The sequence below is a fragment of the Mesorhizobium sp. WSM4884 genome (assembly GCF_029625675.1).
Classification (GTDB): Bacteria; Pseudomonadota; Alphaproteobacteria; order Rhizobiales; family Rhizobiaceae; genus Mesorhizobium.
This window is the reverse complement of the sequence record NZ_JARTVO010000010.1, coordinates 92,827-106,350: the sequence shown is the minus strand read 5'-3', so window position 1 is coordinate 106,350 and position 13,524 is coordinate 92,827. Positions and strand designations below refer to the sequence as shown.

Sequence of the window (13,524 nt, the reverse complement as noted above, 5' to 3'; positions counted from 1 at the left end):
ATCCATGAAGCTTTTGCGCAGAATGGCCAAGGTGCCACTTGGGTTAACCGCGCCCGCGTTCGCGCTTTTGCTTGTGGTTTTCGGTGCCCCTATAACCTTGCTTTTCCTAAGCAGTGTCAATGCCCCCGATTTCTCGTTCCAATACTACGGAGCGTTTTTCGCCCAGCCAGCTAATGTGCGGGTGCTCTTTCAAACGATAGAAATAAGTCTGGTCGCAACTGCCATCTGCTTAATCGTAGGCTATCCAACCGCGTATCTGATCGTCACGGCATCCAAGACTCTGCGCATGACGCTCATCGCTCTCGTGATCATCCCCTATTTGACCAGTGGGCTGGCGCGTACCTACGCATGGATTGTTATTCTTGGGGATCGCGGGGTCATCAACAACATCTTGCTGGACGTCGGATTGATCGATCGACCTCTGCAACTCATCTATAACCGAACCGCGGTCTATATTGGCATGGTCCACATCATGCTGCCGATGATGATACTTCCCTTGGTTAGTGCGATGATGGGGATCGATCGGTCCTTGATGGCTGCTGCACGCAGTATGGGAGCGGGACCTTTCACCGCTTTCAGGCGTGTATTTCTCCCCCTTAGCATTCCAGGCGCACGGAGTGGCTCGCTCCTAGTTTTTGTGTTCTGCCTAGGATTCTATATCACGCCGGCGGCACTTGGGGGATTGCGCGATGCCATGCTTTCAACCTTCATTGCGGCCGAGGTGAATAGCTCGTTCGATATTCCGCGCATTGCCGCTGCGTCCTTCATCCTTCTCGGGTTTGCCATTGTGGTGCTTTCCATGGTCGGGCTTGACCTCTCCGGCAAACAAGAGCAAAGCCAAACTCGAGCTCCGAAGGGCTCGATGTCCCGACTACCCATTGTTCTTGTTATCAAACGAAACTTCAGCGAAATTCTGCGTCCCTATCGTGTCAAACGGTGGACGGGACGGCGCTACGTGCCTGGGGCGGAAAGGCGATGGCCTAAAGTCGTCGCGATCGTTTTTATCGTTTTGGTGATGGCCTTTCTTTTATTCCCAGGGATAATCGTTGTCATCATGTCGTTCAGTTCCGGGGCATTTTTGCAATTTCCGCCTTCGGGCCTGTCGCTTCAATGGTATCGCTCGTTTTTCGGCGATGCATCTTGGAGCGGAGCAGCTTGGACCAGCGTCGAGATTGGTGTCGAGGTAGCTGTTATTTCTACTCTATTGGGAACACTTGCTGCTTTCGGATTGAGCCGAATAAGCGCAAGACTTCGCGGCGTGCTGACAATGATCATAATCACGCCTATCACCTTTCCAGTTATCGTGGTCGGTATCGCGACTTATCTGGGTCTCATCCAGATTGGTCTAATCGGCACAAAGGGTGGTATCGCCCTCGCTCACAGTATCGGCGCTGTTGGAATTGTGGTGGTGATCGTTTCTGCGACGTTGGCCAACTTCGATCGGACGTTAGAGCAGGCGGCCAAGAGTATGCGTGCCGGACCACTGCAAACGTTTTTTCGCGTAACACTGCCGTTAATCAGGCCGGGAGTGATCGGCGGCGCCATGTTCGCATTCCTCCAGTCATTCGATGAAGCGGTCATAACGTCTTTGGTCGGCGGTCTGTCGGTGCGGACGTTGCCCTTGAAGATGCTGGAGAATATCCGCCACCAAATCGACCCGACGATTGCTGCAGTCGCTTCTCTTTTGATGCTTCTGCCTTTAATCTGGATGCTTGTCCTCTATGCCGTCTGGTGGCGTTCTCGACCGAGCATGCAGCGAACATTACAGGAAGCCGCTGCCTAACTGGCGTGGCAGATCCACTTCCTGATGATGCGTCCGACCTATTCCTACGGACTGGCGACAAGCATCTGTTCGGGGCTTCAACGGGCGGATAAAATGGCCACCTGGTCCAAAACGGAAACCAGTAAAGCTCTTGCAATTATCATCTGGCACATGCGGATCAAGGATTCGGACTATGTCTGGGATCGGCCGGCCTTGCTCGCCAGCAAGCTCAGACCTGCCGATCCTCTTGCTGCGCGCCAGGATGGAATTCGAGGTCAACGGCGCTGACCGGATCGCACAGATCCTTCGCCCGTCTGAACAACGAACAGCTAGCCAACGTCAACCGGCTGATCGCGCGATTTCTGAAATCGGCTACCCACCGCGACTTTGACCTTCCTCCTCCCTTAGTGCACCGGGATCAAGGTGACGAACCAAGGGACAGGTCAGCAGAGCGAGCCCTGGTCATCTGAAAACGCGATGGTGCCGTCTCGGACATTATATTGGCGAAGTGGTGACCGCGTGTGCATAGTTCCAGGCGAAAAAAATAGCCGTGTACAAGACCATATGCCCGGTCAAAGTCGCCAGATCACCCGCAATAGGTTAAGCAATGAACGAAGCACCACATCTTACGTTTGATCTCGATGCGCATGGCGTGAGCAGAGGACACCTCGTTGTGCCGGGAGGCGCCGACCATGAAGAGTTCTCGCTTCCGGTTTTTAGTCTTAATAAGGGCGATGGACCGCGCCTTCTTATCACCGGTGGGAATCATGGCAATGAAATGGAGGGGCCATTAGTCGCGCGGCGGCTTATCGAGTGGCTGCCACAAGCGCAAACCAGTGGTAGGATCATCGTGCTGCCAGTGCTTAATCCATTGGCAGTTCAAGCATGGAGCCGCAATACTCCGCTTGATGGTTTGAATCTGAACCGCGTGTTTCCGGGCCGTGCCGACGGGTCTGTTACGGAACGAATCGCGGATGCGGTTTCACGCGTATTGTTGCCAAATGCCGACATCGTTTTCGATCTGCACAGCTTCGGCCCAACGTGGGATTTTCCCCCGGCGGTCATCACGCATCCAATTGCTGATGCGGATCTCATGGCTAAGACGCTCGCAATGGCAGCGGCATTTAAGCTGCCCGTAACATTGCTCTGGCAACATGACGACACGGCTGGGATGTTCGACAGTTGGGCACATAGCCTAGGGAAGGTATTCGTTTGCGCGGAATTCGGCGGTGGTACGGTTAGCGCAGAAGCTCTAGCGATTTATGAAGCTGGAGTTCGCAACGCGCTCGTTATGCTTGGACTCGTCGAAGGAAAAGTCGAGGACGTGTCTTTCCGTAACAAAAGGTCCAGTCAGACCCTTGAGACGCTGATATCAGACGAGTTGAAATCGCCCGCGCAGGGTATCTTCGAACCTCGCTGCTCTGTGTTGGATGAAGTGAGGTCGGGAGATCTTATAGGTATCCTACACTCTATGGATTCTGTTTCCGCTCCGTCCATTGACATCCGAGCGCCTGGGCCATCAATCGTCCTAGCCATAGGATCGGGCGCGCATGTCGACCGCAATGAAGGGGTAGCCATCCTTGCGCGGCCGCTGCATAACTAGAGGTACAGATTAGCCGCGCCTTGGCCAGCTGTAGTAACTCCGGTATGAAGGCACTGGCCTCGACTGGAGCTTATAGGCCAGCTCCTCGGATCGATCAGCGGCTGATCCTGTCTTCCAAAATCATGCCAAAAAGATTGCTTGATCCTTGATCGCTTGGTTTATACTAACCATGGTTGAAAGTGGCGGTCCGAGATGGGAGCTGGCCGGACGGATTGATCGCCTAGCTTCTGTTATGGAAGCAGGGGCGACGATCCGGCGCACCGCGACCAAGAGGGGAGGCGGACGGTGCCGTCCCCGCTGACGCCCGTAAAACAACTTTATCGTATCTTAAAACGAGATGGGCACGTTCGGGGCTTTATATTGGCAAAACCGATTCCGAACGGGGCATAACTTAGGACAGAGCGCGCAAATCCGGCCGCAGCTCATAGCTTGGCCAAACTCGAGTATAATTCAGTGCAGATCAAAGACGTCATTCTCACGCCCGGCAACGGCGCCTTCTTTTATGACGATCAAGCTGCCATTAGGGCAGGGGTTGGCCAGGACGGTTTTGTTTACGTCGGCGAGCCATTGACGCCCGGCTTCCGTGATATCCGTGTTCCGGCAGCTTGCTTAAGCGTCGGGCTTGTCCTGGAAGACGATATGGTCGCCTGGGGCGATATGATGGGAGTGCAATACTCAGGGGCTGGCGGGCGTGACCCCCTGTTTGACGTCGGAGCCATCATGGATCTCACGTCACGTGTTGTTGTCCCGCGGCTCTTAAACATTGATGCGTCCAGCTTTTTGACAGCCTGCTCCAGTGTCTTCGATCTCCATACTGGGAAACGACTCCCACTATGCATCGAATATGGGGTCAGCCAAGCCCTTTTAAGCGCTGCTGCCCATGCTGCGCGTCGTACCATGGCGGAGGTGGTTTGTTCGGAATTTTGCCTATCCATGCCGCATCGTCGTGTCCCAATTTATTGCCAGAGCGGTGATGCGCGCGAAATCAATGTCGATAAAATGATCCTGAAGGGGGTGGATGTGATCCCGCATGGCCTCATCAACTCGCGTAGCAAATTCGGCGTTGGGGGAGAAACCTTTCTGGATTTCGTCAAATGGGTGGCGCACCGCGTCAAGCAAATCGGCCAACCAGACTATTCTCCGGTGCTGCATTTCGATGTGTACGGCTGGATCGGTATGGAGATCGGGCTCGACGTCCAGCGCATCGCCGACTTCATCAGTAAGGTTGCTGACGCGGTTCCGGAGTTCACGGTGAATATCGAATCGCCAGCCGACTTCGGGTCTACGCCGGCGCAGGTCGAAAATTACGGGCAGATCGTCGGCATTCTGAATGCGCGCGCGTCACGTGCGCGCATCGTTGTCGATGAACGCTGCAACACCTTAGAGGATGTGCGTCTGTTTGCGGAGGCTAAGGCGACCCATCTCGTGCAGATCAAGACGCCGGACGTGGGCTCGATCGCCGACAGCGCCCGTGCGGTGCTTCTGTGCAAAGAGAACAACGTGGACGCCTATGTGGGAGGCAGCTGCAGCGAGACGGATCTCTCCGCGCGAGCGACGGTTCACATTTCGGTGGCAACACAGGCGGACATGATGCTCGCGAAGCCTGGCATGGGCATCGACGAAGGTCTTTCCATTGTAGGCAACGAACAAAATCGGTTGCTCGCCATGCTTGATCGGCGTCGGGCACAAAACCTGAAAGCCGCGTAGGAAGCGCCCTGATGCTAAACAGTCTCAAGGACATCACGGTTGTGGCGGTCGAACAGGCCGTTGCAGCTCCCTACGCATCGTCTCGCCTTGCTGACGCAGGCGCCCGGGTGATCAAGGTCGAAAGGCCCGAAGGGGACTTTGCCCGAAACTACGACAAGCTGGTGCGGGGGCAGAGCGCGTACTTCGTCTGGCTCAACCGGGGTAAGGAGTCGGTCTGTCTAGACCTGAGGTTGGAGGCGGATCGCGCCGTCCTCGACACGCTCATTGCCAGTGCTGATGTCTTCATCCAGAATCTAAAGCCGGGCAGCATAGAAAAACTGGGGTTCGCGTCCGCTGATCTGCGTCGACGATATCCGCGGCTGATCACCTGCGACATTTCTGGTTTCGGGGAGTCAGGGCCGTATTCCCATTTGAAGGCCTACGATCTGATCGTCCAGGCCGAAACAGGTCTATGCGCTATCACCGGCAACCAACAGGGGCCTGCGCGTGTAGGGGTCTCGGTTTGCGATATCTCGGCGGGCATGACAGCGCACAGCGCCATTCTTCAGGCACTGTACCACCGCGAGGTCACCGGCGAAGGGACCAGCATCCAGGTGTCACTGTTTGATGCCGTCGCCGACTGGATGAACGTGCCGGTTTTGCAAAATGATTACAGCGGCTACCAGACGGTACGCGCAGGCGTGAAACACCCGTCGCTCGCGCCGTATGGTGCCTATCGCTGTGCCGACGGCAAAGAGGTCATCTTTTCGGTTCAGAATGACCGCGAATGGGTGAATTTCTGCGAGAAATTCCTGAAGCAGTCCGGGCTCACACGCGCACCTGGTTTTGCTGACAATATGGAGCGCCTCGCTCATCGTGCGCAACTTGATGAGATCATTGAACAGCGGTTTTTTGAACTATCCTGCCACGATGCGATGCAGGAGCTCGAGGCGGCCGGCCTGGCATATGGCCGACTGAACGAAGTGGTGGATGTTTCAAAGCATCCACACATTCGCAGGGTGCAGGTTGGAACACCCGATGGAGCCGTCGAGACGATAGCGCCGGCGGCGATTTTCAACTCGGAGCTCCCCTCGCTTCGCCCAGTCCCGGCTCTTGGCTCTCATACCGAGGCTGTCCGCGAGGAGGTGCGGGCGCTTTTGCGCGAAAGAGCCGCGTCAGCGTGAGCGCGCGTTTCAGTAAGGTGAGACTGCTCGCGGTTTACAAAATGCCTGTGTACCTCGGATCATTTCAGCGCACCGGCCGCCTAGAAAGCTCACTGGCAGCGCCCGCGCTAAAATCGGCCGCAAAGGCGTCTCCATGATCAAGGACACCTTTGCGGCCGTTGAAGGCGCGATGTCTGTACCGCGCTGGAGATCCCTGCTCTTCGTTCCTGTTCACGTTCCGCGCTTTGTAGAGACGGCCCATGAGCGGGGCGCAGATGGCGTCATTCTCGACCTGGAGGATTCCGTGCCCCAGGATCGGAAAGGAGAGTCACGGCAGCAGCTTCCTGAATGCGTGGCAGAGGTGGGCCGGAAAGGCGCATCTGTTTTGGTCCGCGTGAATCATGGTCTGCGCGCCTTGGCGGCCGATCTCGATGCAGCCGTGATGGCGGGTGTTGACGCACTGGTTCTTCCGAAGACGGATTCGGCAGAGTGGGTTATAGAGATCGCGAATGCGGTTTCGGAACTAGAACGTGAAAGAAATCTTCCGCAGGGAGGCATCCGGTTCCTTGCCCAGATTGAGACCCCGGGCGCCTTGCAAAGGCTTGCGGCCATTGCGTCGGCGCATCCAAGGATGGTCGCAATGGCGCTTGGCCCTGAAGACTTCAGCGCCGCTGTTGGCGGCGCCCCAGGATTCGACCTTCTTTTGACGCCGAACCTTTCTGTTCTGTTTGCCGCCCGCGCGGCCGGCTTGCTCCCGCTGGGCTTCATAGGAAGCATCGGCGAGTTCTCGGACACGCATAAACTTCGTGAGGCCGCGGTGCGGGCGCGGCGGCTTGGCTTTGCCGGAGCTTTGGCGATCCATCCGACACAGGTGGCCATATTCAATGAGGCTTTCTCGCCAAGCGCCCAGGAGCTCGAGTGGGCCCATAAAGTTGTCGCGGCGGCAAATGATGCCGCCACGCGTGGACTGTCCGCATTCTCGTTGAATGGCAAAATGATAGATCCGCCAGTGGTGCGGCGCGCCCACGAGATCCTGATTCTTGTGGGCAACAACTGACTGGCCTGTTATCAGCGGCTGAACAGGAGCGAATGGCACTACACCGCGCCGGGCAAGCCGATGCAAAATGGCTACGCGATTCCCTCAACGGCCGAATGCGAGACGAGCTGTTGAACGATGGCCTGTTCTTCGGCCTCGACCACGCCCGCAGTGCCACTGCCGAATGGAGGCAGGACCTAAATCCTGTTCATAACACTCATCTGTCTATGTCATTTGAGTGAATAGGTTTTGCTGATCTGGATGCGATCCCATGGGGTATTTTGGGTTTTGCCGCGCGCGATGAACGATGCGCTGAGCCGCCGGTTCGTCAAGCGTTGATCGGCTGAAGACCCATGGACCGTCCGGCAGAGGATGAACGCCTTCGATCGACGCGAGTCCACCGAAGGCGATGCAACGCGGCTCGCCATTGTCAAGCAGACCACGCCAGCAGGAATAGCGCGGAATGTTGTGCTTGGTTCCCGTGTAGCGGACCGTCAGCTCGCGGCCGCAGCGCCGGCAGCGGACAAGGTCGGCGAGCAGAGCGTCGCCATGCTTGGGCGCCCCGTGATGCCGGCTCGTGGGCACGTGGTCGCTCACCATCTTGCGGATCGCTTCCGCCTTTCCCAGCCGACGTAGCCTTCGTGTGCACCCGGAATCAGCGCCAGCATCTCGCGCCTTACGGCGGCTGCGCGAGCGAATGGCGGCATCTGCGCGGTCTGCGCGTCGTGCGGGTTGGAGAAGATCGAACTGATATGTCGTAGGCTGGCGCGGTATGGACCTCTCCCCGGTTCGCTTCGTGAGGACCCGATGCTGCGCCCGAATCCTCCAATTGCGATGGGGTGTGGGAATTGGCCGTCGGGTCCTGCAGCAGTGTCACCAAGACGCCAAGCGTTCTGGGATCGATATGTGGGGCAGGGCAATGCGCCACGCGGTGCAGACCGCGATCAAACATCCAGGCCGGAACTTCCAGCCACCGATCGGAGGCGTGGCGGGAGAGACTGCAGCGGAAAACCTCCCGGTCGGCGTTCTCGATCACCTCATGAACGTGAACACAACGCCCGGCCCAAGGATGCCACGGATAAAGAAACTTGCGTTCCTCGGTCCTGTGGGTGTTCTTTCCTGGTGTTGTTCAACACCGTGAGGCCGCATTCCTCGCTCGCTATTTGACCCCGGCGGTCTTCGCCGGAACCCTCGCCGCAACCGGCTCCGACGCTGCACTCAATGAAGGCTTCGCGCCTCCGCCCGTTGCTCAAACCGCGCCATAACAGAAACGGCCGAGGCTAATCGCCACTGGTTGAAAGTTCAGTGGCAGGTCAGAGGGTCTGGCTCGACGGCCTTAGCTTCAGGCTATCCGGCCAATCCCGGCGATCACCCAGCGACACGATGACTGACCAGTGCTCAGCGCCACCGCCGGAGCTGCAAAAAGAGTTGCGTATGATTGAGCGTTCGACCACGTTGCTGTCGATCTTGATATGGCCTCGTCCAGGATGCGCGAGAGGCGCTTCCCAGCGCGAGAGCGTGTAGGGGATCGCCGCTGTGAGCTTGGTCTTCTGACTGATTTGGCCGAGCTTCTCTAGCCGCCCTGGGTCCAGTGCCGTGATGGTTGAGCACTTTTTGCCTGCGTGCAGCAAGGCCTCGTTGGCCTCGGCTACGGATGTCATCCTCGATCTTTTAGAGTTCGCGGATCCTTCTTAGCGCCTCGATCGGGCGCGGCATGGCAGAAGGCGAGCGTGAAGCCGCTTTTCGTCGGCCAGCAAGCGATGGCCCGCTATAGCCGTCGACCTGCAAGTTCCGGTAGAGAGCCTGCGAGATGAGCGATCGCACGCTGGGCCTTTTCGGTCCGGCGCATAGACATAAGACGCCCGGCGGTCCGCTCCCTCCCTAATCAGTCATCGCGGGCATAAATCCAGAGTAGGCCTGTCTTCGTCTTGCCGACCCCGGAACGAGCACCGGCGCGGTCGTCGCACGTCGGCGAAGAGTTTTGGCGAGGACTTCGGTTTTGCTAAAGCAACCGTTCATGGACCAGACGTAGGTGCCAGTCCGGCGCGGCCGACTACCGGCGCTGCCAGCAGCCTGGGCAAGCGAACCAAATTGTAGCCCGCCAAGTTATGCCGCGCCCGCGGTGGCACATCCTCGCAGCTTGACCTTGGCCATGCCGTCTGAGGTCTTGACTGACCGAACCCTCCTCTGACCCCTTAGGGCAGTGCTGACTGAGATCATAGCCCGGATGGCGCTTCGTGCGGTCATCGATCGCTATACGCGAGGCTTGTTGCTTTCTGCTCAAATGGGCGTTGAAGGCAACGCGCGGCGTGATCTTGCTCTTTGCAGGTCCTTGACTGGCGCGTCCTAGGCTTCGCCAGCGCCAGTCGATGCGCCGTCGCGGCGTCTGCGGTCCAACATAGCGAGAGCGGCATCACGCTCGCCTGTGCCAGGCCTGGGTATGAAACTTTCCAGTCAAGCCGGATTGGCCAGCACCTGGGTGCATAACCAACCTGTTGTCGCGGCTTCATTAGCATGAGGTGCCCGGAAACGAAGATACGTATGGACCCCGCCCCGCTTTCCAATTGAGCCTAGGGGCTGCTGATTCCTTCTTCGCCAAGGGTCGTGAACGGCGTGATCGACCAATGGATTAGGTTGATGGGACGATGAGTGTCGCCTCGGTCGAGCAATGGTGGATGAAACTGCGATGACATGTCCGATAGGATCTCTGTAATCGCCCTGCCTGACGCCCTGCCTTCAGGTTTTCGACATAAAATTTCACCTCGGTCACACCTGATCTTAATGTCGCCAGCGATCTAATCCAGTGTGCCAGGAATGAGGTACCGTACGGCCGCACTGCGAGAATGCCTTCTTCGCAAATCCCAGTCCTCGCCGTGACTGCTAGGTGCAATACTGCAAGCCAGCTGAACCAATTGAGGATCTGTCCCCTCATCGAGGCGCGGATTGACTTGGATGACGACGGGTCCAGGCTTCGTCCACGGAGTTCAATGTTCGTTGGCCCAGCTGAGGCCGTGAGCTTGCAAGCAATTCTGTGACACGTTGACGATACGATCATGCTCGTCATTAGTCAGCAGGGTTGGTTGGACAATTCACCTCTCGGAAGAGGAAATGGGGTGGCCGGCCGAAGTCCGCCAGCGGCAATAGCAATGACCTCCTTTCCCATCTTGTTAGCGCCGCTGGTTGCAATGGCGCTTGGTACTGAAGACTTCAGTGCAGCTGTTGGCGGTGCCCCAGAACTCGACCTGCTTTTGACGCCGAACCTTTCCGTTCTGTTCCCCATGCGGCAGTCTCGGCTCGATAGGAAGCATCGGCGATTCTTAGACAATGATAACTTCGTGGGGCCGCAGGCGATCCATTTAAACATCGATGGGGCTTTTCACCAAGCGCACAAGAACTCGAGGGACCCGTCGTGTCCTCGCGGCGAAAAAGATGCGACGGCGCAAGGCAAAGGCGCGTTCACATTGGACGGGAAGATGGTCGATCTACCGGTTATTCGAAGGGTCCGAGAAATCATCTCCATGGATCAGGGCGCCGAGTTGGCCGGTTGAAGCCTCGGCGGGTTGGGTCCATTCTGGACACATAGGTTACGGTTTTGGTCAAACCACACTGAGATGACACGACAGTTAGGCGTCATGTCGCTCTGCAATTATTGCTGTCGCGCCATCACATTTCGAGATAGATTACATCATTGCAGTCCGCCCTCGGAAGAGTACCCGTGGAAATCAGGCAGTTAAGATACTTTGTTGGCGTGGTCGAAGCAGGCAGTTTCACGAAGGCCGCTGGCTTTCTGAATGTCGCCCAGAGTGCGCTGAGTCTGCATGTGCGCCAATTGGAGGAAGGCTTCGGCACTCAGCTGCTGATACGCGACAGGACCGGCGTGAGCGTGACGGCGTCAGGAGCCAAACTCCTGGAGCGGGCGCGGGCGATTCTCAAAGAAATTCGAATTACCGAGGTGGAATTGACCAACACAGCCGCTTCCCCCGCCGGGGAGGTGACTATTGGCATTCCGTCTGGAGCTGCTCGCGTCCTGAGCGGTCCGCTGCTTGAGACGGTAAGACACGAACTGCCCAAGGTGTCCCTCAAGATGGTCGAGGGTATGACGGGACCGCTAGAGGAATGGATGGCGGCTGGACGCTTCAATCTGGCGGTTCTGTACCGCACTGCGGACAGTGTGGGGCGAATGACTGTGCTAGCGCGCGAAGACCTTTGTCTGGTGGTTCCGTCCGGCGAGCCACCGTTTGAAGATGCGATATCTCTGGCCGACCTGCATGCATTCCCCCTGGCGGTTCCCATGCGCAACAACAATGTCAGGCGTTCGGTGGCTGATGTCGTCGCACAACACGGTTGCGCGATGGACGTCAAGTTTGAAGTGGACTCGCTCTCAACGATCATCAACATGGTCGTAGAGGGAAAAGCGCATTCTATTCTCGCCCCGTCTGCCGTTCAGAAAGAAGCCTCTCAAGGGCTGGTCCGGACGGTCAAGATAGTCGATCCGGTAATTACCCGCTCCGTGGTGCTTGCTGTAAATCCCAAAGATGAGCGTTCTGCGGCCGTTTCTGCGGTCCGCAAGCTCATTCCGAAGGTCGCCAGAGAATTGATTGAGAGCCGGGGCTGGGTAGCATCGGCTCCTGACGCGACCTGAGAACCATCGATCTGTAAACAACGGCATGACTTCCTTCCTGTCGGAACAGATCGATCTGGATTCCAGATGGATTTAGGCACTAATCGATATTTGACCCGCTGCGACCATCGCGATGAAACTGGCTCAAGCGAGCTCAGCGGCTTCGAAAATTGAAACGGCGCTCGCATGGCCAGAATCACAAGTGGAGCCCGCGATGTCCCACGCCAGGAGCTACGAGCTCTTCATTAATGGCAAATGGCGAGCCGGTGGTAGCCGAGCCACTTTGCCGGTGATCAACCCGGCGACGGAGAAGGTATTTGCCTCAGTGGCCTCGGCTACGGTTCCAGACTTGGATGAAGCTCTTGCTTCGGCAGAACGCAGCCGCAAGGCGTGGTCCTCACGCCCCGCCAAAGAGCGTGGCGAGATCCTCGTCTCTGCCGCCAGCAATCTGGCTGAGAAAGCTGGCGCCGCAGCCAGGGACCTGTCGTCCGAACAGGGAAAGACGATTGCCGAAGCAACAGGAGAGTACGCGCGCGCAGTCGAAACGCTGGAATGGAATGGCCGGCATGCCGATGAGTTGTCGACCCCGATTCCGTTGGGTCCGAACAGGATGATCGTCCCGGAGGCCCTCGGTGTCGTCGCTGCCTTTACGCCGTGGAACTATCCAGCCGTTCTCATCGCCCGCAAGCTCGCCCCCGCGCTGGCGGCAGGCTGCCCGGTGATCCTCAAAGGGGCCGAAGAGACGCCAAGCGTGGCTGTCCATGTCGTGGAATCTTTGCGTCAAGCAGGGATACCGGAAGGCGTGGTCAACCTGGTGTTCGGTGTTCCTGTGCATATATCACGGCATCTGCTCAGTTCGCCAATTGTCAAAGTCTTGACGTTCACGGGGTCGACCGCTGTTGGGAAACAGCTGGCCACACTGGCCGCGAATAATCTGCAGCGCTGCATCCTTGAGCTCGGTGGACATTCCCCGGTTATTGTGTGCGAAGATGCCGACCTGGCAACGGCGATACCGGCTATTTCGGAATACAAATTCGAGTGCGCGGGCCAGAGTTGTAATGCGCCCAGCAGGATTCTTGTCGCCCGATCCCGCTATGAGGAATTCCTGTTCCGGATGACGGAGGCGGTCCGAAAAATCAGGATCGGTCCACCGGATGACCCTGCAACGCAGATGGGTCCCATGGCAAACGCGCGGCGAATCGAGGCCATGCAACGCCTGACCAAAGATGCGGTAGAGGGCGGCGCCCAAATCGAGACCGGTGGCATCCCCCTTGACCGACCGGGGTTTTACTGGCCGCCAACCATCCTGACTGGCGTACCGAAGGAAGCGAGAGTGCTTCATGAAGAGCCGTTCGGACCAATTCTCACCGTGGCTCCTTTCGATACGATCGAAGAGGCGATCGATGAAGCCAACGCCACGGAGTACGGTCTGGCCGCCTACTTGTTTACTGGCGCGGCCGATACGCAACAGAGGCTTGTGGGCGGTCTTTCTGCGGGCGCTGTTAGTGTGAATTACCTGAAAGGGGTTTCCGCTGATGCCCCTTATGGAGGAGTCAAACAAAGCGGCTATGGATATGAAGGCGGCGAGCAGGGGGTGCGAAGCTTCCAGATTCTGAAAATGGTCAATGGCCTCGGTTCATTTGGATAAAATCC

Annotated in this window: 11 protein-coding genes and 2 pseudogenes; 11 read left to right on the top strand and 2 right to left on the bottom strand. The window is 57.5% G+C overall.

Annotated features, from left to right (window positions below; translation table 11 throughout):
- Positions 1-4 precede the first annotated feature (4 nt).
- From P9236_RS17850 to P9236_RS17820, 7 genes and pseudogenes are all read left to right on the top strand, one after another.
- Positions 5-1,783 carry an ABC transporter permease subunit gene (locus P9236_RS17850; RefSeq protein ID WP_063169314.1) on the top strand — a complete coding sequence of 593 codons (1,779 nt, stop codon included), beginning with the start codon at positions 5-7 and terminating at the stop codon, positions 1,781-1,783.
- Positions 1,784-1,876: 93 nt separating this feature from the next.
- Positions 1,877-2,050 carry a hypothetical protein gene (locus tag P9236_RS17845; protein ID WP_164548525.1) on the top strand — a complete coding sequence of 58 codons (174 nt, stop codon included), beginning with the start codon at positions 1,877-1,879 and terminating at the stop codon, positions 2,048-2,050.
- 319 nt (positions 2,051-2,369) lie between these two features.
- Positions 2,370-3,365 (top strand): succinylglutamate desuccinylase/aspartoacylase family protein, encoded by a 996-nt coding sequence (locus tag P9236_RS17840; protein WP_063169313.1) that lies wholly within the window; start codon positions 2,370-2,372, stop codon positions 3,363-3,365.
- A gap of 453 nt (positions 3,366-3,818) precedes the next feature.
- The gene (locus P9236_RS17835; RefSeq protein ID WP_063170371.1) at positions 3,819-5,072 is read left to right on the top strand and encodes a methylaspartate ammonia-lyase; all 1,254 of its coding nucleotides are present in this window, start codon (positions 3,819-3,821) and stop codon (positions 5,070-5,072) included.
- 11 nt (positions 5,073-5,083) lie between these two features.
- A complete protein-coding gene (locus P9236_RS17830) occupies positions 5,084-6,235 on the top strand; it encodes a CaiB/BaiF CoA-transferase family protein (RefSeq protein ID WP_063169312.1) in 1,152 nt (383 codons plus the stop codon).
- Between the two features lie 133 nt (positions 6,236-6,368).
- Complete coding sequence (locus P9236_RS17825) at positions 6,369-7,271, top strand: CoA ester lyase (protein ID WP_210326668.1); 903 nt, start codon at positions 6,369-6,371, stop codon at positions 7,269-7,271.
- A gap of 24 nt (positions 7,272-7,295) precedes the next feature.
- Positions 7,296-7,420: pseudogene (locus P9236_RS17820) on the top strand (integrase core domain-containing protein); the annotation flags it as partial.
- 55 nt (positions 7,421-7,475) lie between these two features.
- Here the strand turns inward: P9236_RS17820 and P9236_RS17815 are convergent.
- Positions 7,476-7,850 (bottom strand): zinc ribbon domain-containing protein, encoded by a 375-nt coding sequence (locus P9236_RS17815; protein ID WP_063169311.1) that lies wholly within the window; start codon positions 7,848-7,850, stop codon positions 7,476-7,478.
- Positions 7,851-8,378: 528 nt separating this feature from the next.
- Here P9236_RS17815 and P9236_RS17810 point away from each other — a divergent pair.
- Positions 8,379-8,515: pseudogene (locus tag P9236_RS17810) on the top strand (IS3 family transposase); the annotation flags it as partial.
- A 48-nt stretch (positions 8,516-8,563) separates the two neighbouring features.
- On the opposite strand, the gene P9236_RS17805 reads toward P9236_RS17810, so the two are convergent.
- Complete coding sequence (locus P9236_RS17805; protein WP_063169310.1) at positions 8,564-8,911, bottom strand: transposase; 348 nt, start codon at positions 8,909-8,911, stop codon at positions 8,564-8,566.
- Positions 8,912-10,396: 1,485 nt separating this feature from the next.
- Between P9236_RS17805 and P9236_RS17800 the strand changes: the two genes are divergently transcribed.
- The 3 genes from P9236_RS17800 (at position 10,397) to P9236_RS17790 (ending at position 13,519) form a co-directional block, all read left to right on the top strand.
- The gene (locus P9236_RS17800) at positions 10,397-10,798 is read left to right on the top strand and encodes a hypothetical protein (RefSeq protein ID WP_063169309.1); all 402 of its coding nucleotides are present in this window, start codon (positions 10,397-10,399) and stop codon (positions 10,796-10,798) included.
- A gap of 167 nt (positions 10,799-10,965) precedes the next feature.
- The gene (locus P9236_RS17795) at positions 10,966-11,892 is read left to right on the top strand and encodes a LysR family transcriptional regulator (RefSeq protein WP_063169308.1); all 927 of its coding nucleotides are present in this window, start codon (positions 10,966-10,968) and stop codon (positions 11,890-11,892) included.
- A gap of 193 nt (positions 11,893-12,085) precedes the next feature.
- On the top strand, positions 12,086-13,519 hold the full coding sequence (locus tag P9236_RS17790; protein WP_063170369.1) for an NAD-dependent succinate-semialdehyde dehydrogenase: 1,434 nt from the start codon (positions 12,086-12,088) through the stop codon (positions 13,517-13,519).
- Positions 13,520-13,524 lie beyond the last annotated feature (5 nt).